Genomic DNA, 26,139 nt, shown 5'->3' on the forward strand with positions numbered 1-26,139 from the left:
AAAAAAACAAGCATGGGTAAATTCCAACTTACCGCATGCTGTTTTTATCAGCAATTAGACTTGTCTACATTTCAAATCGCTGTAATAACCATTTAGAAATCGCTTTCAATTGTTCAGGAATGACAGAATGTGGCATAGGATAAGTCTGCCACGTAACATGATAGCCGCCCGTCGTTAAGGCTTCTTTTGCTAACATTCCAGCGGATAATGGTACAACATCATCCTGTAGACCGTGTTGCTGTAATATGGGTGTATTGCGATTCGCCGCACTTAATTCAGCGGGTAACACATCGCCCGTCGGCAAATAGCAAGACAACGCCATAATCCCTGCAAGTGGCTCTGGGAAACGCAGTCCAGAGAATAAACTCATGACTCCACCCTGACTGAATCCCGCTAATACGATACGTTGGCTCGTAATACCCGCCGCGATTTGTTCATTAATTAATGCGGCAACCATTTTCTCCGACTCAAGCACGCCTTGCATATCGGCTCTGTCATGCAAATCCATGCTTTTAATATCGTACCAAGCGCGCATAACGTAGCCACCATTAATGGTCACGGCTTGCTCTGGTGCATGGGGAAAAATAAATCGAATAGCATGATCTGAAGGTAAGCCTAATGCAGGCACTACGGGAGCAAATCCGGCCCCCGAATCCCCTAATCCATGTAACCAAATAACCACAGCCGTAGCAGGAGTCTTAGGTTCGACAACAATACGCTCAAGAGAAACTGACATACTAAAAATTCCCAATTCGATATTAAACACTCATCAACTAAAAAATGATGATAAATCTATACGTTAAACACTCATCACCACTCGGGCACAGGTTATTCAGCATCCATGCCCAGCACATCTTGAATCGCACGTAACTGAGCATTTGAGTCCAATACTAAGCTCCAACGTACACCGCCACCATCGGCGATCAGCATAGGAGGCTGACGTCTCAAGCCGATATCCTCAGCACTCGCTTGCAGTACGATACTGGCAACATTGAGGCGCACTTGAACCTCGAACTCAGTAACGATTAACTTACCCTGCGAAAAATCTAACACCATTATGATAACCGCCCTATGTGAAAACGCCGTCATCATAGCAAACTTGTGCTCTTTTACCGATGGCATTTCCTGACCAGCATTCAAGCCATTAAAGTTTGATTACATTTGAGCTAACAGTGAGATAACAAATCCAGTGAATTATCAGGTAAACTTTTGCGCTAATAGAGTGGGTTAACAGAAAACCAAGCTGAATTGATGGTCTTATCGCCCCAAACTCGAACTAACATACTTCATCATTAGGCTACTATAAATAATGCTTTCACTTCGCCGAACAGTCCTTTGCAGCACCCTAGTCTTTGCCCTGCAACTACTTCCCTGCGCTTATGCCAATAGCACTCCAAATACCTTAACCACTGAGCCTACTGCAACTGTTGTACAAGCTGATACGCAGCAGAACCAAGATGCACTGACCTACGCCAATTACACTGAAGTCAGCGTGAGTCATTTGGAACTAGCCCTTACCGTCGATTTTAAACACAACCGCTTATCCGGCGAAGTCACCCTCGATTTAGCTTGGCATAAGGCGGGGACAGAACTCATCTTAGATACTCGAGATCTGACGATTAACAGCGTAAGTGCTTTAAATACAGCGGGAAAATGGCAAAGCGTGCCCTTCACCTTAGCTAAAGCGAACGCTGTAAAAGGTGCGGCACTGACCATCAAACTTGCCGATGAAGATACCCAAAAAGTTAAAATCAATTACCACACGTCGAATAATCCGTCTGGTATTCAATGGTTAACTCCAGAGCAAACCCAAGGTAAACAGTTGCCTTTTATGTTCAGTCAGAGTCAGGCGATTCACGCCCGCAGTTGGATCCCACTGCAAGATACGCCAGCCGTTCGCCAAACCTATAGCGCAATAATTACTACCGATAAAGCCATAACTGTGGTCATGAGTGCCGATCGCAAAACCCTGTCGAGCAGTCAGACCCAATTCACTATGCCGCAGGCTATTCCAGCTTATTTGATTGCCATTGCGGCCGGACATTTAAAGTTTGCTCCCTTAGATAACATCTCGGGCATTTGGGCTGAGCCAGAGATACTCGACAAAGCGAGCAAAGAATTTGCCGACACGCCAGAAATGATCAAAATCGCGGCTAAACGTTATGGCGATTACCCTTGGGGACGTTATGACTTGCTTATCTTGCCACCAAGTTTCCCCTTTGGCGGCATGGAAAACCCGCGTTTGTCTTTTATTACACCCACAGTGATCGCAGGTGATAAAAGCTTAGTGAGCCTCATCGCCCACGAACTTGCGCACTCGTGGTCGGGTAATTTAGTGACGAATGCCACTTGGCGCGATCTCTGGCTTAATGAAGGTTTTACGACCTATGTTGAGAATCGCATCATGGAAGACCTCTATGGCCGCGACCGGGCACTGATGGAGCAAACCATCGGCTACTCTGAATTGCTTGCCGAACTTGAAGAGCTCACTCCTGCCGATTCAGTGCTACATCTCGATCTCGGTAAACGTTCGCCCGACGAAGCCTTCAGCGGTGTCCCTTATGTAAAAGGCCAGTTGTTCTTAATATTTTTAGAGCACAAATTTGGCCGTGAACGCTTCGACATTTTTGTGAAAAGCTACTTCAATCATTTTGCGTTTCAGAGTATTACTACGGCGCAGTTCCGTGAATATTTATCTTTGAATCTATTAAACAAATATCCCCATCTTGTCAGTGAAGGCGAAGTGGATACTTGGATTGAAGGTCAAGGTTTACCGTCATTTCTTGTGCCGCCCAATTCCCATGCCTTCGATGATATCGATGCCCAAAGACAAACTTGGCTCGAGGGTAAACTCAGTGCAAGCGAGTTGAAAACCAACACTTGGACAGTCCACCAGTGGTTAAGATTCATCAATGAAATGCCAAGGATCAATCTAGATCAAACCAAACTTGCCGAGCTAGATAAGGCGTTCCATTTTACGGGCACTGGCAACAGTGAAATTGCTTTCGCATGGTATTCACTCGCCCTAGACAACGGCTATTACGCAGTACTACCCGCATTAAAACAACACTTAACCCATATTGGCCGCATGCGCTTAATCGTGCCTTTATATCAAAAGCTAGCAAGCTCTGATAAATACGACTGGGCCAAGAGTGTCTATCTCAAGGCTCACAGCGGCTACCATCCCCAAACCCAAGCAAGCCTAGATATGATGTTTGCCGACAAACCACTCGAGCATGAACATAGCCATTAGCAAGATAAAGAGCCATAAGCGGTTGCGACAATCATTAAGCCATTAGCACCATAAAAACAAAAAGCCCAAACCTAGGTTTGGGCTTTTGCTATTTAATCTTTAGCCTCGATTCATTCAACTCATACTGAACTTATACTCCACTCACATTGAGTCAGATAAAAGCCAAGTTCGAAGCCGAGCCCGAAGCCTAAAGATTAGTGGTGATGACCACCTGCACCATGGGCATGACCGTGGGCGATTTCTTCATCACTCGCATCACGGGCACCTACGACTTCAATATCAAATGTCAGTTCGCGGCCGGCTAATGGATGGTTTACATCCACAGTCGCCATAAACTTACCCATTTTAACGATAGTCACTTGGCGCTGACCTTGGTCGGTATTAACCACTGCTGTCATGCCTGGTTTCCACACAGTCGCACCCAGTAAATGCTTAACTGACACACGTTGGTGTGCGTCAGCATCCGCTACACGCTCACCGTAGGTTTCAGCGGCAGGCAAAGTCACAGTGAACTTTTCACCTATAGCTTTACCGTTTATCGCGTTTTCTACACCTGGCATCATGTTGTCATGACCGTGTAAATAGGCAATCGGATCGCGACCTTCGTTCGTCTCGATCACTTCACCTTTCTCGTCGCGCAGTGTGTAGTTAAACTGCACAACCATATCGTCTTTAATGCTCATCGAATATCCTTTGATTTTCTTCGATTTCAATTGTGGGCCGAGCTTAACAAAACTGTGCTTTTCACTCCACTTTTTTATCCGGCCTCAAAGTACTCAAAACCCGCAGCGAGCGCTCTTTGGCTACAGAGACAGTAACTACAGTGATAATCCTAAAGCGCTAAACACCTCTGGGCTTGGGAAGCCATCGGCAATCATCTGTTTGCTACGTTGGAAGGCTTGCAACCCTGCCATAGAGTTACGTCCCAACACACCATCAGGCTTACCGACATCAAATCCAGCCTCGTTCAGTTTTGTTTGCAGTTGCTTTACTTGCTCACGGCTTAGGCGTGGTTGCTCAGGCGGACTGACTGTCAAGGGTTGTCCACCATTAATACGATCGGCCAAGTGCCCTACCGTAATGGCATAATACTCGGAGCGATTCCAACGCATGATCACATTGAAGTTCTCATAGCCTAAAAAGGCTGGGCCTGTGTGTCCCGCAGGCAAATACAGCGCAGCTTGAATATCGACGGCAGGCAAAGGTTGCCCATTCGACTGCGTGACATTGAGCGCAGCCCATTCCGATAACGACAAGGGCTGTTTCGCACCTAAATGACTATAACTAAAATCTTTTGGCAACAAGACTTCACGCCCCCAACGCTGATTACGCTGCCAACCTAAGTGCTGCAAAAAATTCGCGGCAGAAGTGAGCGCATCTGTGGTGCTATTCCATAAATCGGCCTTGCCATCGCCATCGCCATCGACCGCATATTTGGCATACGCAGAAGGCATAAATTGCGTATGTCCCATAGCACCTGCCCATGATCCCACCATAGTGTCATCATCGAACTGATACTTTTCTTTCAATTTTAAGGCTTGCATCAGCTCTATGGTGAAATAATTGCTACGGCGTGGCTCACAGGCCAAAGTCGCCAGCGAATTCAATACCGACATTTTGCCTTTATAGGAACCGTAGTTCGTTTCCAGTCCCCAAAAAGACAAGATATATTGCGGCGGAACGCCGTATTTTTGCGCTAATTGATTGAGTAAGACACTGTGCTTTTGCAGTAAACGGCGGCCTTCATTGACCCGCCATTCGGTCGCGCGCTTACTGAAATAATTATCAAATGTCTGGCTGAATTCGGGTTGCTGTTGGTCCAGCTCAATCACTCGAGGGACAAATTTCAAGTTCGCAATGGTAGAGTTTATCGTCGCTTCAGACAGGCCTTCTGCACGTGCCCGCGCTTGCAGTCCAGTCAAGCACATTGGAAACGCCTCTGCATTAGATTGTACGCTAGCACTGATATCGGGCATTTGATTGACTTCAGCAGCAATGCCACTTGCGTTAGTGCTGGTTGCGTTAGCACTCGCCGTTGGCGCACTTGAACAGGCACTCAGACTGACACAGGCGGCAATACTCGCAAATAGATAAGTTAACCCTTTAATTTTAATCAAATCAACAACTCCAATATTTGATCTCACAACAATGACACAGTAATCACACTGCTGTGGCTAAACACGACAATATTCCGTCTTCGAGAGGGAATTGCCCTAGAGAGATATTCGCCTTGGCATAACGAGTGAAAGGTTAGAATCCAAAACACCTTTAACGGCCAAGAGCATAGAAGACATGTTTCTCCGCCACGTAAAGCCCCTATCTGAGCCACATTTAGTCAGTAAAATAGCCAGTACCAAGGCGACTCATTACCAATAATCCTGACCCATAGTGACACGTAACACAATCCTTATCGCCATAAATACCTTGCGGCATAGGCTTATTGCTCAGTTATCCAACACAAAAAAATTCTTAACAAAGAATCCCTTGGTATCGCAGCACGTTACCGTATAATGGATAAGTTAACAGCACACATCAAAGAGACCTATCATGACTGAAATCAATGCGGCTTTGGCTGGCTTTATCAAAAATGTAAAACAACATCAGACGCTTTGGGGTCTAATGGATGAAACTGGCGAAGGCTGGGTCGTTTGTGATTCTTCAGAATTTGAAGACACTGATGTGATGCCATTATGGTCAAATGAAGCTACTGCAAAATCCCATTGCAGCGACGAATGGCACGACTATCAACCCGTTTCTATTTCATTAGAAGAATTTCTAGAATATTGGGTCTCAGATCTAAACGACGATGGTGTATTGATCGGTGTTGATTGGCAAACCGATGAAGATTGTCTTGAACTTGATCCGATTGTTTTAGCAAAAGATTTGGTTGATGTTGAAGAAGTTTAATCGCTTCAGTATGCCATTGATGACATCAAGGACTGAGGTGCTCATTCCTTGATGTCTGCTATTCCGCTTATCGATATTCCCTTCGACAAACGCCATACTTGCTGGTTTTGTGGCGAACCGAGCCATCAACACTTCGAATATATTGCACACACACATACACCACATTCTTCATTAGCTGTGCCCGCCTGCAGCGAATGTTTGCGATTAGCCAAACAACATACTCTTAGCTCCATTTGGGATTGTCGTATGGCCGTCAAAGATGCACTAATGCGTATTTATGCGAAACACCTCGCCATTGGGATTAATTGGACCGAAGAAGAGCTTGCTGAGTCCGAATTCTCCTGCAAAGTGTTTGAAGGTTTTAAAAAAAGTGCTTGGATGATGTACCAAATTGCCCGCGACCGTATCAATGCGCCCGGTTGGCCACTGGTATTAGAGGGCGAAGAAATTGACGACCAAGGTTATAACGCAGGTTTTGAATTCGATGGCGTGACTTTTAATTCAGTCAATGCCGCTATCCAATACTATTCGACGCAATTCACTTTAGATCCACAGTTTTTTGCCGAACTTGTGCGCCTCGTCGGTCGAGCAAGATTCAACTATGCCTTAAGGCTCGCCCGTATCCATATCGCCGCCGCCAAAGAAATGAAGCGCCAAGTATTACACGATGTAGCAGCCGAATTAGCGTTATAATCGAGCGAGTTATAGGTAGTGGGTTGGCAGATGTTTGCAGAAAAGCAGTTGAAAAAGTAGCAGTTGAAAGAATGTGATTCAAAAACCGTATTTAAAACTGTTATTAAAGCGTTCATTCAAAGCGCTGAACCTATCGATGATCGACTCAAGGTCAATCACCGATAGTTCGTATCTCAAAATGCGATCAGTGATTGATCACTTGTCTTAATCTTTCTTGCACCACTTCCACCAGCAAATCCGGTTGGAACTTAGAAATAAACTTATCACAGCCCACTTTTTCAACCATGGCATGGTTAAAACTGCCACTCAACGAAGTATTTAAGGTGATGAATAAATCCGACATAGCTTTATCGCTACGCACTTCAGAAGTGAGCTTGTAACCGTCCATTTCGGGCATTTCGGCATCGGTAATCATCATCAATAATTCTTTGGCAACTTGTTTACCTTCATCGCGCCATTTCTGCAATAACGTCAGCGCTTGTAAGCCATCAGATGCCTCAATAATTTCGATACCCAGTTGGCCTAACGTTTCACGCACTTGACGTCTGGCGGTCGATGAATCATCCACAATCAGGATTTTTCTGCCTGGCATTTCATGGACTAAGGTTTCGTCGAGTACACCTTCAGATAAACGGATATCGTAGTGAATTATCTCCGCCAAGACTTTTTCTACGTCGATAATAGACACTAACTGCGACTGACCTTGATGCTCTATGCGAGTAATTGCCGTTAGATAATTATTACGTCCAGCCGTTTTCGGCGGCGGCATAATATCGCTCCAAGTCATGTTGATAATGTGTTCAACCTTACCGACTAAGAAACCCTGCACACTGCGGTTATATTCTGTGATGATCATATTGGCATCTTCGTTAGGCGGCACGGGCTTAAACCCTATGGCCGAACGTAAATCAATCACGGGGATAGAAATCCCGCGAATATTAGCAACACCAGAAATATGCGGATGACTACCCGGCATCGCATTCAAGGGAGGAAGCTTGACGACTTCTTTGACTTTAAAGACGTTAATGGCAAATAACTGCGTGGAATTAATGCTAAAGAGCAACAACTCAAGTCGGTTCTCACCAACGAGTTTGGTACGCTGATCTACGGTTGCAAGTACGTTTGCCATAATGCTGCTTCTCTACTCTTGAGGAAAATCCTTTCCCCACATGCGACGGATTAGCTCAAATTATAGCGGTAAACTCCCATGAAGAACCATGCCGAGAGTCTATTTTATCTAAAAATTACAACCACTCTCGCAAAGTTCGGCCATAAACTTCGTTTAGCGCATCTCAGATATCTGCATCCCTAAGCTTATATCTTGAGATAATACGCGACATTGCTAATATTTGGTCTTAGTGTTAACGCAATATTTTCTGGGCGAGCACCATACCCGCAAGATTAAAGGCATTTCTATCGCGGACAATCTCAAATCCAAGCTGGCGCAATACCGTTAACAAATCACTATGATTAAAGCGATTCTGCTGTGGATGCTCAAATAAGCGTCGGCTCAATGGATTACAAATTGCGGCACGATATAAATCCTCTATCACAAAGTATCCGTTCGGTTTCAGCACCCTTGCAACTTCCTTAATGGCCGCTTGCCACTCTGGAATATGGTGGAATACGGCAAAATCAAACACCATATCAAACTCGCCATCGCCAAAGGGTAAACATGTTGCATCAGCAACCGAGAAACTCAGCCCTTTTAACCCTTGCGGCCGAGATTGCCAACGGGATTGTGCGGAGGCAACCATTTCAGGATCGATATCCACGGCCGTGATATGTCCCGCGCCAAAATGTTCGCGGATCAACTGAATGCCATTACCAAACCCACAGCCTATTTCTAATGCGCGTTCGCACAAAGCCATAGGTTTTGGCATCATAGAGGTTAGTAAAGGCGCTTCGAGATGATTTTGTAGCCAAAAACGTAATGGATGCTGAACGATCTTTTTCTCAAATGGATTTAATTTCATGCCATCCTCTCACTATGGGTAAACTACTATTGAATAATTTTACTGATCGAACTGCCATTATGGTACGTAATGATAAGAACATAAGTTCACCAGAGGCCACGATGAAATTACCTCTTTTTCCATTACCTATTTGTTTATTGCCCGAAGGTTACACACAACTGCGGGTATTTGAACCTAGATATAAGCGCTTGGTCGCCGAATCATTAAAGTCAGGCCAAGGCTTTGGCTTATGTATGCTTGAAGAAGATGGTAAAACCATTCAGCCCATAGGCACCTTAGTGCATATTATTGATTTTGAAACCTTACCAGACGGACTATTAGGGATCAGTATTCAAGGTTCAAAACGCTTTAAACTTGATAAAATCAGTGTCGAAGCTGATGGTTTAAAGCGCGGAGACGTCAGTTTAATCGACAATTGGCCTGCTGTACGTATTGCGACCGATGAACGTTACTTGAGTCAAATGTTACAAAACATTCTTAAGGAATATCCGCAACATCTCAAGCACTATCAAACAGAACAGTTCGATGATATCGCTTGGGTCTGCCAGCGCTGGCTAGAAATATTACCCGTACAAGCATCCGAAAAGTACACCTGCATTAATGCCTTAGATCATATTATGACCCGAGATCTATTGCGGGCCGTCATTAAATAATACTGTGAATGATCCTTTATTTAAGCCACTTCGTATTGATTGAAAGTTTGACAGCAAAACTGGGCTCCGAAGTGCAACACACTTCTCAATTTTGTCGTTACTGATATCACACTCAGCACTCACGACTGGGATAAGAGCGAAAATAATGGAAAATATTCAATCACAAAGCAGGCAAACTCGGTATCATGTCCCAATCACGTCTCTGACTAATTCGGCTATGGATAACGAAATTCCAGCTTCCCAAACCTGCGAGCCTCAAGCGGATGCTTTAATCACGTTTATGCTACAAGTAGCAGACAACCGAGACAGAGCCGCCTTTGGTCACTTATTCCAGCATTTCATGCCCAAGATCCGAGCCTTTGGTTTACAAAGACTGAATCAACAAGGGTTGGCGATGGATTTAGTACAAGAAACCATGACCAGCGTTTGGACTAAGGCTCATCTATATAATGCAGAAAAAGGGTCAGTGACAACTTGGGTGTTTACCATTATGCGTAATCAATGTTTCGATATGCTTAGACGGGTACAACACAATAGAGAAGATACTTTCGGTGATGATATTTGGCCGCTGTGTGATGCGACCATGGCTCAAGACACACTCACTGATCACAAGTTGACGGCTAAATTACTCCAACATCTTGATGCCCTTCCAATAGCACAAAGACAAGTTGTGCAAGGCATTTACATGCAAGAACTCACTCAACAAGAGCTAGCCGATGCCCTAAAGGTACCGATAGGGACCATAAAGTCCCGTTTAAGATTAGGGCTAGAAAAGTTGAAAAGCTTCTTGGAGACACACAATGATTAAGCATCATCCCCAACAAGAATTACTCGTCAGCCATGCCAATGGGAACTTACCTTTATCAATGGCAATAGCAATATCCGCACACTGCGACCTATGTGAGGCTTGTCGTGAGCAGCTTGCCCTATTCACAGAACAAGCTGCAAATTTAGCATTAAATCCTGATGGCGGTCATGCTGCAAATGATACGGGCGAAGAGTTGATGCACAGAGAGTATGTTGAGGTGCAACACTCAGGCGGCAATCAAGAATCGGCATTGGACATTGACGCTATGATGGCGCAAATCATGACTCAACCGGCAGCGACAAATGTGCCTAATAACGCCCCTATCGATGTCGACATAAAGCAACAGCATTACACTGTGCCATCGGTGTTTCGTCAGCATTTGGCCCGTCCATGGCAAATATTAGGCAAAGTCAGTCGCATGCGTTTTGATGTCGACGAAACGAACACCCGCGCTAGCCTATTGCATATAGATGCCCAAGGTGAAATCCCCCAACATACCCATAAAGGTTATGAACTAACACTATTGCTAGCCGGAGAGTTTTCCGATCTTAATGGTGACTATGTGCCAGGTGATTTTATCGTGCTTGACGGCCAACATCATCACTCACCGAAAACCATTAACGGTTGCTTATGCTACACAGTATTAGATGCACCGCTGCATTTTACCAAAGGTCTGAGTAAGCTACTCAATCCCATAGGTGAACTGATTTATTAAACCTTTTGACTGAGTTTTTAAACAAGAGCAAACGCATAGATTCATTTATAAATTCAGTTTAATAATTCCATTACATAAATGACTATGATTAATCCCATTAAAATGACCTATTTTAGTGGGATTTTTTATAACATTTACCTATAAAACGGCAATATTAACCTTAGTCAATTACCACAAAAATAAAAACCAACCTATAAACAGACCTGACTATTCCTCTTTAAATCAAGTAAATAGCCACGAAAAATACACTTTAATTCAACATTAGCAAATAAATAATGACATCGAATAAAAATTAAACTTGCATAAGCCATTTTTATTGATATAATACACGTCGTTTTGAGATACACCTTGTTGTTTACCTTTTTAACCCAGCCTGATATTTAGCAATCAGAGTTCGGTCCTCATAAAGAAAGCCTACTACAAGCAAAACCCCATAAGCTCAATCATTCGATATCACTAAAATCATGTGGTTATGTCTGTGAACTTACCGTTCTCCTTGTTGTCATAGTATTGTCATTAAGCTATGGTCAACTGGTTGAATCGAGTTATTCCATTGACGTAATCGACAACATGAAATATTTATCGATTAAGCATCTCTTGATTAATGAATCAAAGATGGGGTAACCTCGATACTCAATAGAACGAATCTTTCGCACAATTGCTAAGGATATTTTATAGTTACAACTATCTCACCTATGGGTGAATTAACAAAAAGGAGTGTGGCATATGTCATACAAAATTAATGGACATGAAATTACAGTGAACTTCCCTGTAGATTCAATCTCAGTAAATAAAACCTCAATTGCTTTTACCGATCGTCAAGGTAAAAACAGACAGACTTTTTCTAAACGTACAGAAGCCATCAGCTTTATGAAATGGTTATTGTCCGCGAACAAATAAGTCAAAAAGTAAGTAAAACGATAAGTTAAAAATTAATACCGCAGTACCCGTTTACTCAAGTGTATTTAATCGGTTTCCATTATCTTCGCAGTACCGAGCACTTAAGTAGACTGATAGCCGAATGTCACGAACACGCTATCCTTTTTTACGTCATTATGACGAGCACATTTGGTTCAGGCTGTATCTCTCTCACACAGATACCTGCCGAACCAAATGAGTCAAATCCAGCGTTAGATCACCTCTTTCCATTGCAGCATCCGCTAATATTCATACACATGAATACTGTTCAGCACATCATCTATGCCAAAACCCAATACTCAAATTGCCATGCAAACCTTGATAAACCAGATCAAAGAGACTATTCCATTCAATTTAGAAGAAGCACAACTGTGCCAGGGACAATGTTTAGGTTGTTCGAAGAAAATGCTGGAAATGTTAGATGCCGAAATCAGTTATTGGCAATTTAGTGAGGTGGCGCCTAGCCTAAAAGATTTAAAAAACCTCGAAAACATTGGCCGTCGTACCTATAAAATTCTTAAACGGAACCAGTTACTGTCTTAATCGCTTGTATTTGCATTTGACTATTTATGGGGCGTTTTACTTACGCGACTTAAAATAAATTCAAAACTTAACTGACAATATGACCCTAATAGAAATCACATTGCCAGTTTTATCTTCGCTATTGTCGATAGCCGTTAAAAATCATAAATCGATAGGCTCAACTTCTAGACTCTGCCAACCTTGCGCGAATATCTGCTAAAGAATATTCCGTTAATAGTTCACCATCGGCAAATACGGGAACAAACTCGCAATTGTTGACATCTTGCCAGCTGGCTTGATCTTTAAGATAAAATTGACCCTGCTCATCTTTAAATACCGCTACTAAACCCTTAGCGGATTTTTTAGTGCCATCATCAGTTTTAGGATCTTTAAATATTTCTCTGTCTTTACCATCAACTTTCGCAAAGGTCGCTTTCACGGCATAACCGTCAGTATCTCGGGTCACGTGTTGATAGGTAAAACTGCCTATCCCAAACACAATATTGGTTGACGCAAAACCTTTGGCCTTTAAGCCAGCACAAATGGCTTCAGCACGTTCAATGGTGATTGAATCGCCATAGATCAGTCCAACATGGTTATTCAGCGCTTTGTAACCTTTGGCAGTTGTGCTACCCCCAAAGACGTCCCACAGACACTCAATAGCGCCTTTATATTCAGGACTCCCGATTGGTGCTTGTGGATCGCCACAAATGATTTTCACAGGGCAACCCGTATCAGGCCTAAACACCACTTTGCCATCGCGGGCAAGAATGCGGTCTTTTAACGCTAAGGTGAATTCTGTCATCACCTGCCAAAAATCCCAAGAATCTGAAACAATGCTGACAATGCCCGTTGGGTAAATATCTTCAATCAAACGGCGGAACGTCTCTAATTCATTCTCCATGCCACCCGCGCACATGACACTGTGCTCCGTTGCGGGCACACTGCCACCGACAAGTTCTTTATCACTATCGGCAAGGTAATATTGCTCAAGAAAATCAATGGCGGGTATGGTATCAGTCCCAGTAAAACTGAGTAAATGTGCGGCGCCGCTCATGATCGCGGCCTCTGCACCATACATGCCACGGAAACTAAAATCGTGACCCTGCCAATCAACAAACGCGATGTCACCATCGGTTTCTAGCGCATAAGCCTCAAATATTTTGCGATATTGCAGCGCGGTAGTGGCACTGGTACACATACCCCACACATTAGCGGAAAGGATGGTTTCGAGATAATTGGTCAACCAAAAGAACCGCTCATCGGTATTGTACAAAATCAAGCAAGGCACTTTTAATGGATACACTGAGCCTTCAGGTAATGCCATAATTTTAATTGGTAAATAGCCTAAATCATGCAACTCCTCAATATGCTGAGTGCCAACATTATTCGGCCCGAGATAGTTATTGATACGGCGGGAGAATTGGCGAATGACCTGCTCTTTAGGTTGTTGAAAGAAATCACGGTTCCAACTGTCGATCAAGAAATGCTTGATAAAATATTGCAAGCCAAAAAACACCATTTGGTCAGTATAACCACGACGGGATTTACGGGCGGTTAAGTTACTAAAAATCACTTGAGTATTATCGGGATATTGACGACGGTGGTCGACTTTATAGCCATCAATGGCGGTAACGGGATTCAAGTACATAATATTTTCCTTAATGATTCATATAACTCAAAACAGCATGACAATGACAGAACTCGCTCGAAATATGTGTGGGGACACCTAAACTATCGGTACAAAATAATCTGTCTATGCCCGACTCTCGCAGTACCAACTCGCTGGCCTTATCTTCATAATGTGACACGATCAAAATAACGCTTTGTGCACCCTTTTGCTTTAATTTGATGGCAAGTTCAATAAAGGTTCTGCCACCCGCGCAAATATCGTCAACGATTAAGCAGGTTTTACCCGATAAGTCATCACAGAACACTTCGGTAGCGATAATATGGCCATTGACCACATCACGATGTTTATCAGCCCTGATCACCGGCATTCCCTGTAACGCTTTAGCTAAGCCGAATACTTTCTTATTCGCCCCTGCATCGGGTGAGACTAACACTAGCTCACCCGATAATTGGGCTGCGATCGCGGCGACAAAGCTGTGGTTGTCTATTACCTGAACTCGGTCTAACAATGCGGCGGTGACATCGCTGTGCGGGTCAAAAACGGTGACTGAAGCATATTGCTGCTGATTAATCAGGCTAGCATAGACTTTTACCGACAAGGCCTCACCAGCATTACATACCCTATCTTGGCGAGCGCCCGGCATATAAGGCAATAACAGATCAATTTGCTCGGCACCACTGCGACGCAGTGCATCAGTTAACAACAAGAGCTGCATGATGGAATGATCGCCCCGATAACTGAAAAAGATCGTTACTCGTTTAGCTGGAGGAACAAGCAGCTGAACATGGTTTTCCCCCGCACCAAATTGAAATAAACGGTAGTGAGTCTCATCGCTAGCTGCGGGTAACCGATAAAAATCGGCTTGCGAACATTGAGCGTGAGAAGCATCTTGAGACGTTTGAATACGTTGAGACATAGTAACCTCCTGTCTGTGGCAAGATTGCCGAAATTGACGGCGCCCTTGTTGTCTACATGAACAATAGTGTCTTAAAGACATTATTGTGTAAAGTTGATTTTTAGACTATTTCAGACGCCGCAACCTAAAATGTTATGCTTAAATGGCATATAGTGTCTTTTGGACACTATTGGTGGGCGCGACAACTAAGAAGCTACAATATGGGTATCGAGTAATACAAGAACCGGAGACATTAAGGCAAAATCAGTAATTAAACAGCCTTTACTGATTCAAAGTCACCATGAATAAGGCATAAGCAGTCGCCGTAACTCATATTGAGCAAGGCGAATATCTTGCTTAAATCCACATTCACTGTGATCAACATTCTAAATTTCTTAAGAAGCGATACGATGCGGTATTGGGTTTCAAGCGGTATAAATTAGCAGGACGACCACGTTCGGTGCGCTTTAATCCCGTATCGATCAATAAATCGGCCTGTTCAACCCGCCGACGAAAAGATTTACCTTGGATAGGCTTGCCCAGTAAAACCTCATGAACATGCTGCAGTTCTGGCAAGGTAAAAGGTTCAGACAGTGCAAATCCTGGCACTAAAGAATATAAGGCTTTCTGTGTTAAGCGTTCCCGCGCTTGCTCAATTAACTGCAAATGATCAAACGCCAAGGGCATCTGCAACACATCTGCTAATGGCCACCACTTAACATCACTCACTGAATCAATCTGAATTTGGCAAGCTTGATAACTCATCAAGGCGGTATAACACACAGTCACGGACCAGCCTCTTACATCGCGACCACGATTACCCACAGTACAGAGCTGCTCAATATAAGGTGGTACTACCGCGGTTTTCTCATGCAGTTTACGTAATACTGTTTGCTCAAGGGATTGATCGCAATTTTCATCGATAAACCCTCCAGGTAATCCCCATAAACCTAAAAATGGATGATTTGAGCGTTGTACTAGGAGTACTTTAAGTTGCTGATCGTGATAGGTAAACAATACTGCATCCACTGTCAGTAGCTGAGCCTTAAAAACCTTAGGATCGTAATTGGCGAGATATTCCGCTTCAGTCATTGATATTTCTCATCGTTCCAAATCATCAGCTTAACTTAGCATTACACAGCTTCAAACATATTATGTCTTAGCGTCACTAAGTCAATGATCAGAGGCACAGGATGAGCCACTTTGCCCAAATTTACGCTGATAACGTGGCAACATGGTCTCGTTCCCGAGTAAGCCACCTTGGTGGATATACATCACAGGACGAGAACCTCCGCCTTGTAAATATTCCTCAAGCACAATAAAACCTAAGGGATCGTAGAGTAATTCAAACTGCACGCCTGAGGCGCAGACCCGCTGCCACATGGCATAAAATTCCGGATAAAGTTTACCAAAATGATATTTCTTGCCGACATTAACAATCTGTGGATGCTCACTGGTATTGGTATTAAGCAACGAAAATTGCAAGCGCAAATAATCATCGCCACCGACAACGGCACAAGTCACGACACGAATATCCGTTTGCTGACGGATAAAATACTGATTTAAAAATAACGCAGTCGTTCCCGTCCCCGAAGGTAAAAACACCGTTAAATCAACCAATCCATTCGCCTGCGCAAACTGTACTATCTCTTGCGCCAATCTATTTATCCCGTATTCGGCGTAAGCACAGCGCCCCCCCTCTGGGATAAAAAGCGCCGTCGGCTCATTCACGAGTACTTGAGCCTCGATATAATCAGGGCAACTCAGTCGCACATCGCCCACTTGCGCAGTAGGCTCAGGACTAGCCTTAAGATTTGACAAAACGTGAGGTTCAGATTGCGACTGAGTGCACGCCTGCTTTTGTGCTATTAACACACTTAAATCGATAATATTAGCGCCATTCGCTAAAGCGGCAGCGTAATTGCCCGTAGGATGTTTAACCACTTGACTGGCAATATGATCTACATAAAAATCACATTGCCAGCCTTTCATCTTCGCTAATGTTGACAATGAATACAGTGAGTTAGCTAATGGCGAGCCATGACCTATCACCTTGCTGATGCCTACAAACTCATGATCTAAAAAATAGCCGAATTTGCGAGCTTTATTGCCACTAAACGCCGGATGCAGTAAATCATCACGTTTTAGGAATATGTCTCTGCCAGCAAAGGCAAATGTATCGACAGGGGAATTTGCAAACATCAAGCTACTCAAACGATTAAATTCTCTGGTTTTTAAGCCAGTTAAGGGAAGGCTAGTGTAACTCCGACCTTCCTGTTACGCCCTTAAGAAATTATCAATTTGGCGAAAAACTAGTGAAAATGACACATGAATCTCGAATGCATAAATTTAAACCATTGATTATTAATAAGTTAAATAGTTGGCATAGTTATCGCTTAGACATTGACATATATTCAATTTATCAAAGCTAACGGTAAAGGCTAACAGGGTAAACACAAGGAGTTTTCAATGGCTGTATTACGCTTAATATTCAACATAGCTTGGTTTGTACTCGGCGGATTTGTAATGGGACTCGCTTGGTGGCTCGCAGGTATCCTGTGTTTTATCAGTATCATTGGTATTCCCTTCGGCCGCGCCTGTTTTGTTATCGGCGAAATGACCTTTTGGCCCTTCGGCCAAGAACAAATGAACCGTCGCCACTTAACTGGACGTGAAGACTTAGGCACAGGTGCATTAGGCATGGTAGGAAATATCATTTGGTTCTTACTGTTTGGGATCTGGTTAGCCATAGGGCATTTGGTCCACGCCTTAGCTTGTTTTGTGACGATTATCGGAATTCCCTTTGGGATACAGCATCTTAAGTTGGCTTTACTCAGCCTCACACCGATAGGCCAAACCGTAGTGGCTAAAGCTTAATAAGACAATGCGTTAACTGCGCTATTCACTCTCGATTATTTGGTTTCAAGAGTGGATAGCGCTTTGTCATCCCATACAGCAAATATCGCTTCGTTTAAGGCTATTTCTTCCTCCAATAAATCGTTGCAATCATATTGAGTATTGGCAGGCTCACTATCCGCAGAAAACTGCACTTGCGGCTTAGTCGCCCCCACAATGTCCAACAGATAATGCGCCAGTTTTGCGGGTGCATCTATAGCTGCATCGTGACCACAATACGCAAGTACAATCAAATCGGTGTAAAAATGCCGTGCTAATGCCTTACTCGATGCGATACTCACCAGCGCATCACGGTCACCGCAGAGCACAGTTATCGGCACTTCCACTGTCAATGGACATTGGTATTGAAAAGCCGCCCAAAGTTGTCGCCCCACATTACGTCGACTTGGTGTAGTATCGCGGCGAAACTCACTCCACTTGACAATTAACTCTCGGTCTCGCCGATGACGAAAACTGGTTAAACGCACTATCGTCGACTCGATTGGATGTAAAGCGTTACCCCGAGCACGCATGAAAAAAGCCTTCAATGCATTCAGCGGATTAAATCTTTGATACCAAGACGATAAATTCGCCGCACTGCTGTTTAATACAAAGGCATGCCTTATCTGCCAAGGTCGCTGGCATGCCATTTCCAACGCCAACATACCGCCCATAGACAAGCCGAGGAGATAAATAGTCTCCCCTTCCTGTACCTGCTCATCCAATTGCTGCCACACGGCATGGGCATAATCGGCAATCTTAAGCGGACTTAATTCGTGGGATAGCGTCCCATTGCCCGGAAGATCCGGTGTCAGCACTCGCAATCCCTTTTGTCGCAGACGCTGATCGAAACCATTCCAATGGCGCTGATCACGCATTAATCCCCTTAATAACACCCAAGTGGTCATGACTGAGACTCCCGATACCAATAATGCCGCGCACGCTCTGTCAGCTCAGTCAAACGTTCAGGTGTTAACTGCTCTAACGATTGGGCATAGGCCGCTTCCATCATAAATTGCATGAGTACTGTGTGCCTGCGTAAAATTCTGTGGTGACGATGTGTTTTTTGTGGATTAAAAAAGCCAGCAAAATTAAATATTTGTCTAGGATTCTTCTTTATCCATGCCCAAGATCCCATCTCTAATGTCAAAGGTAAAAATGGCACCTGAGCAGAAGGATCAGCCACTTGGTGCTGGCGATAGAGATAATCCCAAATATCACCATGAGTGCGATAAAACTGGCTCTGCGGCGCGAGCCGATAATGGCCGTGATGGGGATAACTCTGTTCAAATAATTGTTTTAGATGAAAAATATAATTGGCATTTTCGAAGGCGGTACGGGTATGGGCGTAGGGGAACCAGATATGATCACTCAAGCCAAATCCCGAGTGGGCATCGAGCGAAATCAAACTTGTGCTGCGACTCAACAGTTGTTGTACATAGGCAACTAAGCCCGCAGTTTCCAGCTCCATTCCCCCAATACCGCGATACCAGGGCAGCCGTGACGATATACGCTGTCCTCCCACCATAAAGGACACTTTTTCACGGGATTCTATCGGAGCGTTACGCATCAAATCCACTTGATTACCATTGCCCCGCGTTCCCATGAATAACCCAACAGGATTCACTACAGGTACAAAAGCTAACCGCAGGCCCGTTAACATCTGTTGTAGGTGTTTATCCCAAACAAGCCGCTGCAATAAACTGTTTAACAATGCCAAAATAACTTGAGATCCAATACGTTCAACCCCATGCACGCCACCCACAAAGAGCACTGTCGGACAAGGCGTATCTGTACCACCTAACTCAACACTGTAAAGGGGGAAATGCTCTTGGCGGAATGGAATGTCGGCAAGGATCTGATAATCTAACTTAAGATGATGAGTATCAATGAGTTGCTGCAGCGTATCTAACTCAAATGGAAGCTCAAAAGGAAGTTTCTTCATGTCACCTTAATCAATAAAATGAGAGAACAACTCATGCCGTCAAAGTGATACTAATAGTGAACAAAGACAAAATGATGACAAACTGCATATCAGAAGTGACTTTACGGGGAAATAAGCGGAAAAATAACGAGTAAAACAAAGAATAAACTATCCTAAAACCCTACATTAGTCTTCACGATAAAGTAGCTCTCCAATGATGGTTTCTACGTCAACCTGCGCTAAACCTTGGTCAACAATATCTCGCCAACGCCGTCCTTCTTCTGTATTACGAAACGCGATATAGAGCTGCTTATTCGCCAGAATTTGCCGATTGATTTGCAACTTTGTCGCCAGCGGCTGTAAGGGCTTTTGCTTGAGTAAATAGTGCAGAACGTTGACATCAATCACCGCGGCATCAATCCGACCTGCGGCAACTTTTTTGACATTATGCTCATCCGAAGTCACAGCTTCAGTCCGCTGAACACCGGAAACGATCATGCGATCTAAGGCCTGAGTATTCACATAATCTTTCACCACACCTAAGGTATAGCGATTAAGATCTTCAATATAATTCCAACTTACTGGATGGGACTTTTGCTCCACCAGCCCCAATGGACTTTCGCCAATCGGTTTTGAAAAGATAAACTTTTCAGTTTCTACATAGTATTCAGGAAAATAACCTATGTAGTCAGAGTTTGGCATAGTCGTAAGTTTGACAGCGCGGCTCCACGGATAGAAATCCACGTCTAATTGATGTCCCATAACGTTCAGCGCCGCCCGTACCACGGCAATACTGGCACCCTGCTCCGTTAATTGCTCTCCTGAATAAGGCGGCCAAAGTAAAGAAGTGAGCATTAAGGTATCCGCTTTAGCTACGCTTAATCCCATAAAGGAAAGACAATACACAAGGAGCATTGAACGCCATCGAACCATTTAGTACTCCTTTGCCTGCATGGATTTACGACTACATCATCGACAACTCAACGCTTTCGTTTTTATCTGCCGAGATTTTATGATTGGTTAGATTTTATGACTGGTTTTAGTATAGCCATCAAGCCACAGTGGGGAAGTGAAGTTTTGTTACAATTAGAATAACGACATTAGCAGCAAAAGCTAACTCAAAGTACAGCTTGGCTTGATGGTGTGACTCGCCGACTTTTTCATTAGCCAATTAGCTTGTTTGTTTATCTGCTAACCGAAATAGCTAGACAGAATAAAATTCAAGCCGCATTGCGCGGCTTGGAAGTCAAATATCAATAGTATTAATCAACTCAAAGCCAAATGACTTAAGCATTAATATCTTCATATAACTCTTGATACATCAGCTCACGCATTTTGAATTTCTGAATTTTTCCCGTCACTGTCATTGGATACTGATCCACAAACTTGATGTAGCGCGGCACTTTAAAGTAGGCGAATTTCTCGGTGAGAAAATGACGAATATCAGCCTCTGTAATCGCGGAGCCTGAGCGGACTTTGATCCAAGCACACACTTCCTCGCCGTATTTATCGCTTTGAACGCCAAAGACCGCCGCATCCTGCACATCTTTATGGGTGTAAAGTTTCTCTTCAATCTCACGGGGATAAATATTCTCGCCGCCGCGAATAATCATATCTTTAATGCGCCCCACAATTTGCACATAACCTTGCTCATCCATTTGGCCAATATCGCCCGAATGTAGCCAGCCTTGACTGTCTATGGTTTCCGCCGTTTTCTCAGGATCATTCCAATAACACTGCATAATGCAGTAACCGCGACTACAAACTTCACCGGGTTGATTAATTGGCAGCACTTCGCCAAATTCATCGACAATTTTCACTTCGGTATGGGGCAAAGCACGGCCAACGGTGAGCACACGTTTCTCTACGGGTGAGTCGATTTCAGTAATGTGATTGAGCGGACTGCATTCGGTCTGTCCATAACCAATCAGCACTTCCTTCATATACATCAGGTTTTGTACACGTCGCATCACTTCTTCAGGACAAGTTGCCCCCGCCATCACGCCGGTACGTAAGGAACTCAAATCAAAACGAGCAAACTCTGGGTGTTCCAACTCGGCAATAAACATGGTCGGTACGCCATGCAAAGCGGTGCAACGCTCTTGCTCAATCACTTGCAATGTCGTCAGTGGATCGAAGGATTCTCCGGGGAACACAGCAGTTGCGCCTTTGGCTAAGCAAACTAAACTGCCGAGTACCATGCCAAAACAATGGTATAAAGGCACTGGAATACAGAGTTTATCGTGACAGGTAAACTTCATCGCCTCTGCGACTAAATAGCCATTATTCAATATGTTATGATGTGATAAGGTCGCACCTTTCGGACTGCCCGTCGTGCCAGAGGTAAACTGGATATTAATCGCATCGTATGGGCTTAATTCCTTAGCAATACTCTTAAGCATTATCCTATCAGCGGCGGTCACATCAACGATCAAGTCATCAAAATTCAACATACCGACGGATTTCTCCGCGCCCATACGGATCACAAATTCAAGCTCAGGTACGGCTTTAGCTTGTAATTTACCCGAGGGGCAAGAAGTTAGCTCAGGCGCCAATTCATATAGCATCTCAAGATAATTGCTGGATTTAAACTTATCAGCACAAATTACCGCGCGACAACCCACGTTACTCAGCGCGTATTGCAACTCTTCAGGACGATACGCAGGATTAATACATACCATGATGGCGCCAATTTTAGCGGTCGCATATTGGGTTAAACACCACTCGATATTGTTAGGCGACCAAATCCCTACCCTATCACCAGACTTAATACCGAGTTTTAATAGTCCTGTGGCGAGCGCATCGATTTGGGCAAGATATTGGCGGTAATTCCAGCGGATATGTTGATGGTGTACGACGACAGCTAATTGGTCGGGATACGTTGCCGCAATCTCATCAAGATATTGACCTATGGTCTTCTCAACGAGTTTCGGTGATGACTCGCCTCTAAACTCGCTAACGTTGAGCGGGCTTATAACTTGGCTTGTAGGAACTGACATTAAGGCCTCCGTGCATTTATTATTATGGTTAGCGAGGTCCAAACTAACCAATCCACGGATCATGTCACAAGTAAAAAAGCACTTTATTAGACTAAAGAGTAAGACAAACTATTAGATAACAATCCATTAAAGCCCAGTGCTAACGGCTGATAAACTCAAAATGAGCACTCGACTTAGGCACATTTAAGCTTTGTAACCGCTCAACAATGGCCAGTAACACCCCTTGGCGACGCATATTTTCTAACACGCCGGGGCTAAAAACCTCGAGTCGCGTCATGGCGGTTAGCAGCAACTTACATTGTGCGATGCTCGCATCACGAATATAGGCAGGTTTATCGACTAAGTAACTGTTGTTATACCAATAGTCCCAAGTGAAATTAGCCAATAACCAACCTTGCGTTGTCAGGTCATTAATAAATTCCAGCATTCGCTCATGACTTAAGATCACATCACCCGCCGTAAAATCCTTAAGATATTTAGTGTATAAGCCACAATCGGATGTCATTGTTGAAGTCCCCATAACACACCTCACAGGTTTTGGTTGCCTCTGCTGCCACAACTTGTACGACACCAGTCACAAACCGAGATCGAATTTGACGCTTTGCCTTAGAAACGAGAATTTGCATAAGGCATACCAAATAAGATTACTGTCAACAGGCTAAGCCACGTTATCTGAACGGAAACTTAATCAAACTCACAATATTTGATATGGGTGACGAACTGGGGTATTCGACAAAATTCAGATAAACTCAGCGGTATTGAAGCGCTTAACGGCAACTATGAGTAAAGGAAACAAGATGAACTACTGGCTTATGAAATCGGAACCCGACGAATTTAGCATAGATGATCTTAAGGCTTGCCCTAACCAAACTGAAGCTTGGCATGGGATCCGTAATTATCAGGCGCGTAACTTTATGCGCGATGAGATGCAGATTGGCGACAAGGTATTTTTTTACCATTCAAGCTGCAAAGTGCCCGGTATTGTCGGTATCGCTGAAGTTGTGACCAATGCGTATCCCGACAGCACGGCCTTCGATCCAGAATCGAAGTATTTTGACCCTAAGTCAGATCCAACCAAACCAAGATGGCTACGAGTAGATATCCGCTTTGTCAAAAAATTTAACGAGATTATTCCCTTAAGTTTGATAAAAAGTTTACCCCAACTGGCGGACATGTATTTAGTCTCTAAGGGGTCAAGACTCAGTATCCAACCTGTGACCGCCGAACAATGGCAAGCCGTACTCATGTTAACCCGCTAGAAAGCAATCTTGAACCAGAACGTTCAGCTATAGTTCATTTCGCATCACCTATTGTTGGCCACATCCAGCATTGGACACAACATCAACTCAATGCCCCTTAGGAGTACAGATGAATAAATTGACCTCAGTGGTAATCACAGGACTTGTCCTCAGCTTAACGATGTCCATCTCAACCTTTGCTAAAGATGACCATGAGCACCACAAAAAGGATAAAAGCCTACCGCCGGGATTACAGAAAAAAATTGACCAAGGTCAGCCACTGCCACCCGGTTGGCAGAAAAAACTCCACCGTGGTGATGTGCTTGAGCATGATATTTATGATCGCGGCCGCATCGTAGTACCCTTAGACAGAAATGGCATCATTAGCATTCAAGTCGAAGGTGCACTAATCAAACTCGATAATAACAGCCGTAAAATCCTCGATATCGTCAATATCATTACCGATTAACTTCCCATGGCAAAATGGCATTTATAACTGACACTTTTACAACTACGCCCAGCGCTTATCTGGGCGTTGAGTACTGCTTAATACTGCTTTGATCTATCAAAAAACGTTGTCAGTAAGACAATTTATCATCCCAGTCCTCACTCAATAACGTTCTAACTTACAATAACGCAACATATTGATATTTATCATATCTTTACTATCTGGCTATTGGTCGTAAATTGACTAAATGCTAGACTCATGCAGGGTGAAAAGATATCGAACAGAACAAGATAAGTGTCACCTAAAAATACTCATGCGGCTAAGGCAAAATCTTAATTGAATTCATAGCATTCCGATAATGACCGTAGACTAACGCTGGATTTTTGATAATGGAAAACACCTCACTTCAACGGGTTAAGCAGGCAATTATTGCGGGGTTCTGGGCATCACTCGCCAGTATTTCTGTGGGGTTTCTATTTAAACTCTGGCTAGCACAATGGGTTGCCAAAGCCGATCTAGCGCTCTATCACACAGTGATCGACATTATCTCACTGTCGCTAATCCTAATGACGGGATTTCGCTCCTCTATGGTGGTGACCTACTCCCAGACCAAGCAAGATGTGGATATCACTAATATATTCCGCTACAGCTTGATCGCTATGGTACTACTGACATGGGGCTTAGTTTTACCCTATATCAAACACAAACTTCAGCTCAATGTAGAATATTTTCAATTGGTTGGGATTATTCTGAGTATGGGGCTCAAGGTCTATTTTACCAATCAAATTGCCATGTACCGGCTATATGCCATCTCCAATCGAGTCACTTGGTTAGAGCCGCTCGCGCAAGTGACTAGCTTTTTATTATGTTTCTATGGCTTAAAACAAACCGCCATTGCATCACTCTTTTACAGCATGACACTGTCATCGCTCATCGTTGCCTTATATATGTACTTAAAACGGCGCAAAGATATTGCCACTCCGCCCTTAAGTGCGGTGCATTTTGATACGGGTTTACGCAGTTTTATGAAGAAAAGCCTGACGGCATCCATGGAAGCGGGGGCCAGTATCTTGATGATTTACATCACCGTACTGCTGACTATTGCCTATTTCAGCATAGATGAACTGGGTGATTTCCAAGTGGTGGTGCGGCCGATGATCACTTACCTCACCCTGCTTTTTGTCTTTCCCATCTACCGTTTTGTGCTGCCCGAAGTCGCAGTGTGCGTACGAGAAAAACGCTTTGACGAAGTGCAACAAATTAAGTCATGGCTGACAAAAGTTTCTTTGTGGATCAGCGGTATTTTTTTTGTCGTTATGGTCTTTGCGAGCAAGCCGTTAGTCGCTTGGTTATTCCCCGAGCAATACATTAAAGCGGCCCCAGTATTAATGCATTTCTCCATGTTTTTTATATTTATGATGCTCAATGGCTACCAGCTAGCTTATATAAAAGCTCATGGCTACTTTACTCAAAGCCTACTTATTCGCCTTGCTGGTATCGCAGTACTGGTCGGTACTTTCTACGCTTACCGCCTGTATACGGAGAATGTCGTCGCGGTGATTTTAGCCTTAGGCACGGGCTATTTGATGATGTATCTCATATCTAAACTAATTGAAAGACGCATTCAACAAAGCCTTAACAACGGCGAAAATGCTTAAAACA

Annotated in this window: 27 protein-coding genes; 12 read left to right on the forward strand and 15 right to left on the reverse strand. The window is 43.8% G+C overall.

Annotated elements, in window-relative coordinates; all coding sequences use genetic code 11:
• Positions 1 to 64 precede the first annotated feature (64 nt).
• Together L5M49_RS03650 and L5M49_RS03655 are read right to left on the reverse strand one after the other, a co-directional pair.
• Positions 65 to 736, reverse strand: coding sequence for an alpha/beta hydrolase (locus tag L5M49_RS03650; RefSeq protein ID WP_263265461.1), 672 nt, complete (start codon positions 734 to 736; stop codon positions 65 to 67).
• Between the two features lie 92 nt (positions 737 to 828).
• Positions 829 to 1,056 carry a DUF3389 family protein gene (locus tag L5M49_RS03655; RefSeq protein WP_006082094.1) on the reverse strand — a complete coding sequence of 76 codons (228 nt, stop codon included), beginning with the start codon at positions 1,054 to 1,056 and terminating at the stop codon, positions 829 to 831.
• Between the two features lie 253 nt (positions 1,057 to 1,309).
• On the opposite strand from L5M49_RS03655, the gene L5M49_RS03660 reads away from it, so the two are divergent.
• The gene (locus L5M49_RS03660; protein WP_263265462.1) at positions 1,310 to 3,253 is read left to right on the forward strand and encodes a M1 family metallopeptidase; all 1,944 of its coding nucleotides are present in this window, start codon (positions 1,310 to 1,312) and stop codon (positions 3,251 to 3,253) included.
• Positions 3,254 to 3,447: 194 nt separating this feature from the next.
• Here the strand turns inward: L5M49_RS03660 and L5M49_RS03665 are convergent, their stop codons facing one another.
• Entirely contained in the window at positions 3,448 to 3,936 is a 489-nt protein-coding gene (locus L5M49_RS03665; RefSeq protein ID WP_105252202.1) for a peptidylprolyl isomerase, read from the reverse strand.
• A 135-nt stretch (positions 3,937 to 4,071) separates the two neighbouring features.
• Positions 4,072 to 5,370 carry a lytic murein transglycosylase gene (locus tag L5M49_RS03670; RefSeq protein ID WP_263265463.1) on the reverse strand — a complete coding sequence of 433 codons (1,299 nt, stop codon included), beginning with the start codon at positions 5,368 to 5,370 and terminating at the stop codon, positions 4,072 to 4,074.
• A 430-nt stretch (positions 5,371 to 5,800) separates the two neighbouring features.
• On the opposite strand from L5M49_RS03670, the gene L5M49_RS03675 reads away from it, so the two are divergent.
• Together L5M49_RS03675 and L5M49_RS03680 are read left to right on the forward strand one after the other, a co-directional pair.
• Positions 5,801 to 6,160, forward strand: coding sequence for a DUF2750 domain-containing protein (locus L5M49_RS03675; protein WP_028759614.1), 360 nt, complete (start codon positions 5,801 to 5,803; stop codon positions 6,158 to 6,160).
• Between the two features lie 51 nt (positions 6,161 to 6,211).
• Positions 6,212 to 6,853 carry a hypothetical protein gene (locus tag L5M49_RS03680; protein WP_263265464.1) on the forward strand — a complete coding sequence of 214 codons (642 nt, stop codon included), beginning with the start codon at positions 6,212 to 6,214 and terminating at the stop codon, positions 6,851 to 6,853.
• A gap of 184 nt (positions 6,854 to 7,037) precedes the next feature.
• Here L5M49_RS03680 and L5M49_RS03685 read toward each other — a convergent pair whose 3' ends face one another.
• A complete protein-coding gene (locus L5M49_RS03685; RefSeq protein WP_105252200.1) occupies positions 7,038 to 7,982 on the reverse strand; it encodes a chemotaxis protein CheV in 945 nt (314 codons plus the stop codon).
• A 232-nt stretch (positions 7,983 to 8,214) separates the two neighbouring features.
• Positions 8,215 to 8,829: a class I SAM-dependent methyltransferase gene (locus tag L5M49_RS03690; protein ID WP_263265465.1), complete on the reverse strand. Its 615-nt coding sequence runs from the start codon at positions 8,827 to 8,829 to the stop codon at positions 8,215 to 8,217.
• Positions 8,830 to 8,930: 101 nt separating this feature from the next.
• Between L5M49_RS03690 and L5M49_RS03695 the strand changes: the two genes are divergently transcribed.
• The 5 genes from L5M49_RS03695 (at position 8,931) to L5M49_RS03715 (ending at position 12,466) form a co-directional block, all read left to right on the forward strand.
• Positions 8,931 to 9,482, forward strand: coding sequence for an LON peptidase substrate-binding domain-containing protein (locus L5M49_RS03695; RefSeq protein ID WP_028759610.1), 552 nt, complete (start codon positions 8,931 to 8,933; stop codon positions 9,480 to 9,482).
• Between the two features lie 145 nt (positions 9,483 to 9,627).
• On the forward strand, positions 9,628 to 10,290 hold the full coding sequence (locus tag L5M49_RS03700) for a sigma-70 family RNA polymerase sigma factor (RefSeq protein ID WP_028759609.1): 663 nt from the start codon (positions 9,628 to 9,630) through the stop codon (positions 10,288 to 10,290).
• Positions 10,283 to 11,005 carry a ChrR family anti-sigma-E factor gene (locus L5M49_RS03705; protein WP_212601323.1) on the forward strand — a complete coding sequence of 241 codons (723 nt, stop codon included), beginning with the start codon at positions 10,283 to 10,285 and terminating at the stop codon, positions 11,003 to 11,005. The genes L5M49_RS03700 and L5M49_RS03705 overlap by 8 nt, the downstream gene beginning before the upstream one ends.
• Before the next feature lie 726 nt (positions 11,006 to 11,731).
• The gene (locus L5M49_RS03710) at positions 11,732 to 11,905 is read left to right on the forward strand and encodes a hypothetical protein (RefSeq protein WP_006082106.1); all 174 of its coding nucleotides are present in this window, start codon (positions 11,732 to 11,734) and stop codon (positions 11,903 to 11,905) included.
• 300 nt (positions 11,906 to 12,205) lie between these two features.
• Positions 12,206 to 12,466: a hypothetical protein gene (locus L5M49_RS03715; RefSeq protein WP_263142482.1), complete on the forward strand. Its 261-nt coding sequence runs from the start codon at positions 12,206 to 12,208 to the stop codon at positions 12,464 to 12,466.
• Between the two features lie 157 nt (positions 12,467 to 12,623).
• Here L5M49_RS03715 and L5M49_RS03720 read toward each other — a convergent pair whose 3' ends face one another.
• From L5M49_RS03720 to L5M49_RS03735, 4 genes are all read right to left on the reverse strand, one after another.
• Positions 12,624 to 14,096 carry a nicotinate phosphoribosyltransferase gene (locus L5M49_RS03720; RefSeq protein ID WP_263142483.1) on the reverse strand — a complete coding sequence of 491 codons (1,473 nt, stop codon included), beginning with the start codon at positions 14,094 to 14,096 and terminating at the stop codon, positions 12,624 to 12,626.
• A 10-nt stretch (positions 14,097 to 14,106) separates the two neighbouring features.
• Positions 14,107 to 14,994, reverse strand: a complete 888-nt coding sequence (prs, locus tag L5M49_RS03725) for a ribose-phosphate diphosphokinase (RefSeq protein ID WP_263142484.1) — start codon at positions 14,992 to 14,994, stop codon at positions 14,107 to 14,109.
• Between the two features lie 357 nt (positions 14,995 to 15,351).
• On the reverse strand, positions 15,352 to 16,065 hold the full coding sequence (locus L5M49_RS03730) for an NrtR DNA-binding winged helix domain-containing protein (protein ID WP_131525016.1): 714 nt from the start codon (positions 16,063 to 16,065) through the stop codon (positions 15,352 to 15,354).
• Between the two features lie 81 nt (positions 16,066 to 16,146).
• Positions 16,147 to 17,175, reverse strand: a complete 1,029-nt coding sequence (locus L5M49_RS03735; RefSeq protein WP_263265466.1) for a pyridoxal-phosphate dependent enzyme — start codon at positions 17,173 to 17,175, stop codon at positions 16,147 to 16,149.
• Between the two features lie 267 nt (positions 17,176 to 17,442).
• Here L5M49_RS03735 and L5M49_RS03740 point away from each other — a divergent pair, with 267 nt between their 5' ends.
• A complete protein-coding gene (locus L5M49_RS03740) occupies positions 17,443 to 17,850 on the forward strand; it encodes a YccF domain-containing protein (protein ID WP_028759602.1) in 408 nt (135 codons plus the stop codon).
• Positions 17,851 to 17,885: 35 nt separating this feature from the next.
• Here L5M49_RS03740 and L5M49_RS03745 read toward each other — a convergent pair whose 3' ends face one another.
• From L5M49_RS03745 to L5M49_RS03765, 5 genes are all read right to left on the reverse strand, one after another.
• A complete protein-coding gene (locus L5M49_RS03745) occupies positions 17,886 to 18,776 on the reverse strand; it encodes an alpha/beta fold hydrolase (RefSeq protein WP_263265467.1) in 891 nt (296 codons plus the stop codon).
• Positions 18,773 to 19,813, reverse strand: coding sequence for a M14 family metallopeptidase (locus L5M49_RS03750; RefSeq protein ID WP_168827414.1), 1,041 nt, complete (start codon positions 19,811 to 19,813; stop codon positions 18,773 to 18,775). The genes L5M49_RS03745 and L5M49_RS03750 overlap by 4 nt, the downstream gene beginning before the upstream one ends.
• A 165-nt stretch (positions 19,814 to 19,978) precedes the next feature.
• On the reverse strand, positions 19,979 to 20,725 hold the full coding sequence (locus L5M49_RS03755; RefSeq protein ID WP_263208087.1) for a substrate-binding periplasmic protein: 747 nt from the start codon (positions 20,723 to 20,725) through the stop codon (positions 19,979 to 19,981).
• A gap of 353 nt (positions 20,726 to 21,078) precedes the next feature.
• Complete coding sequence (locus tag L5M49_RS03760; RefSeq protein WP_263265468.1) at positions 21,079 to 22,791, reverse strand: AMP-binding protein; 1,713 nt, start codon at positions 22,789 to 22,791, stop codon at positions 21,079 to 21,081.
• Between the two features lie 139 nt (positions 22,792 to 22,930).
• Positions 22,931 to 23,311 (reverse strand): DUF6508 domain-containing protein, encoded by a 381-nt coding sequence (locus L5M49_RS03765; protein ID WP_168827411.1) that lies wholly within the window; start codon positions 23,309 to 23,311, stop codon positions 22,931 to 22,933.
• A 277-nt stretch (positions 23,312 to 23,588) separates the two neighbouring features.
• Here L5M49_RS03765 and L5M49_RS03770 point away from each other — a divergent pair, with 277 nt between their 5' ends.
• From L5M49_RS03770 to L5M49_RS03780, 3 genes are all read left to right on the forward strand, one after another.
• Positions 23,589 to 24,050, forward strand: coding sequence for an EVE domain-containing protein (locus L5M49_RS03770; protein ID WP_028759596.1), 462 nt, complete (start codon positions 23,589 to 23,591; stop codon positions 24,048 to 24,050).
• A gap of 109 nt (positions 24,051 to 24,159) precedes the next feature.
• On the forward strand, positions 24,160 to 24,498 hold the full coding sequence (locus L5M49_RS03775) for a hypothetical protein (RefSeq protein ID WP_263265469.1): 339 nt from the start codon (positions 24,160 to 24,162) through the stop codon (positions 24,496 to 24,498).
• 368 nt (positions 24,499 to 24,866) lie between these two features.
• Entirely contained in the window at positions 24,867 to 26,135 is a 1,269-nt protein-coding gene (locus tag L5M49_RS03780) for a hypothetical protein (RefSeq protein WP_219255603.1), read from the forward strand.
• The last annotated feature ends 4 nt before the right edge of the window (positions 26,136 to 26,139 follow it).

Source organism: Shewanella sp. SM74 (genome assembly GCF_025653725.1).
GTDB lineage: Bacteria > Pseudomonadota > Gammaproteobacteria > Enterobacterales > Shewanellaceae > Shewanella > Shewanella oncorhynchi.

What these genes read in the sequence shown, in the direction of transcription:
- L5M49_RS03650 (WP_263265461.1), bottom strand. Translation starts at nt 736, where the DNA reads ATGTCAGTTTCTCTTGAGCGTATTGTTGTCGAACCTAAGACTCCTGCT.
- L5M49_RS03655 (WP_006082094.1), bottom strand. Translation starts at nt 1,056, where the DNA reads ATGGTGTTAGATTTTTCGCAGGGTAAGTTAATCGTTACTGAGTTCGAG.
- L5M49_RS03660 (WP_263265462.1), top strand. Translation starts at nt 1,310, where the DNA reads ATGCTTTCACTTCGCCGAACAGTCCTTTGCAGCACCCTAGTCTTTGCC.
- L5M49_RS03665 (WP_105252202.1), bottom strand. Translation starts at nt 3,936, where the DNA reads ATGAGCATTAAAGACGATATGGTTGTGCAGTTTAACTACACACTGCGC.
- L5M49_RS03675 (WP_028759614.1), top strand. Translation starts at nt 5,801, where the DNA reads ATGACTGAAATCAATGCGGCTTTGGCTGGCTTTATCAAAAATGTAAAA.
- L5M49_RS03680 (WP_263265464.1), top strand. Translation starts at nt 6,212, where the DNA reads ATGTCTGCTATTCCGCTTATCGATATTCCCTTCGACAAACGCCATACT.
- L5M49_RS03685 (WP_105252200.1), bottom strand. Translation starts at nt 7,982, where the DNA reads ATGGCAAACGTACTTGCAACCGTAGATCAGCGTACCAAACTCGTTGGT.
- L5M49_RS03690 (WP_263265465.1), bottom strand. Translation starts at nt 8,829, where the DNA reads ATGAAATTAAATCCATTTGAGAAAAAGATCGTTCAGCATCCATTACGT.
- L5M49_RS03695 (WP_028759610.1), top strand. Translation starts at nt 8,931, where the DNA reads ATGAAATTACCTCTTTTTCCATTACCTATTTGTTTATTGCCCGAAGGT.
- L5M49_RS03700 (WP_028759609.1), top strand. Translation starts at nt 9,628, where the DNA reads ATGGAAAATATTCAATCACAAAGCAGGCAAACTCGGTATCATGTCCCA.
- L5M49_RS03705 (WP_212601323.1), top strand. Translation starts at nt 10,283, where the DNA reads ATGATTAAGCATCATCCCCAACAAGAATTACTCGTCAGCCATGCCAAT.
- L5M49_RS03710 (WP_006082106.1), top strand. Translation starts at nt 11,732, where the DNA reads ATGTCATACAAAATTAATGGACATGAAATTACAGTGAACTTCCCTGTA.
- L5M49_RS03715 (WP_263142482.1), top strand. Translation starts at nt 12,206, where the DNA reads ATGCCAAAACCCAATACTCAAATTGCCATGCAAACCTTGATAAACCAG.
- L5M49_RS03720 (WP_263142483.1), bottom strand. Translation starts at nt 14,096, where the DNA reads ATGTACTTGAATCCCGTTACCGCCATTGATGGCTATAAAGTCGACCAC.
- prs (WP_263142484.1), bottom strand. Translation starts at nt 14,994, where the DNA reads ATGTCTCAACGTATTCAAACGTCTCAAGATGCTTCTCACGCTCAATGT.
- L5M49_RS03730 (WP_131525016.1), bottom strand. Translation starts at nt 16,065, where the DNA reads ATGACTGAAGCGGAATATCTCGCCAATTACGATCCTAAGGTTTTTAAG.
- L5M49_RS03735 (WP_263265466.1), bottom strand. Translation starts at nt 17,175, where the DNA reads ATGTTTGCAAATTCCCCTGTCGATACATTTGCCTTTGCTGGCAGAGAC.
- L5M49_RS03740 (WP_028759602.1), top strand. Translation starts at nt 17,443, where the DNA reads ATGGCTGTATTACGCTTAATATTCAACATAGCTTGGTTTGTACTCGGC.
- L5M49_RS03745 (WP_263265467.1), bottom strand. Translation starts at nt 18,776, where the DNA reads ATGACCACTTGGGTGTTATTAAGGGGATTAATGCGTGATCAGCGCCAT.
- L5M49_RS03750 (WP_168827414.1), bottom strand. Translation starts at nt 19,813, where the DNA reads ATGAAGAAACTTCCTTTTGAGCTTCCATTTGAGTTAGATACGCTGCAG.
- L5M49_RS03755 (WP_263208087.1), bottom strand. Translation starts at nt 20,725, where the DNA reads ATGGTTCGATGGCGTTCAATGCTCCTTGTGTATTGTCTTTCCTTTATG.
- L5M49_RS03760 (WP_263265468.1), bottom strand. Translation starts at nt 22,791, where the DNA reads ATGTCAGTTCCTACAAGCCAAGTTATAAGCCCGCTCAACGTTAGCGAG.
- L5M49_RS03765 (WP_168827411.1), bottom strand. Translation starts at nt 23,311, where the DNA reads ATGGGGACTTCAACAATGACATCCGATTGTGGCTTATACACTAAATAT.
- L5M49_RS03770 (WP_028759596.1), top strand. Translation starts at nt 23,589, where the DNA reads ATGAACTACTGGCTTATGAAATCGGAACCCGACGAATTTAGCATAGAT.
- L5M49_RS03775 (WP_263265469.1), top strand. Translation starts at nt 24,160, where the DNA reads ATGAATAAATTGACCTCAGTGGTAATCACAGGACTTGTCCTCAGCTTA.
- L5M49_RS03780 (WP_219255603.1), top strand. Translation starts at nt 24,867, where the DNA reads ATGGAAAACACCTCACTTCAACGGGTTAAGCAGGCAATTATTGCGGGG.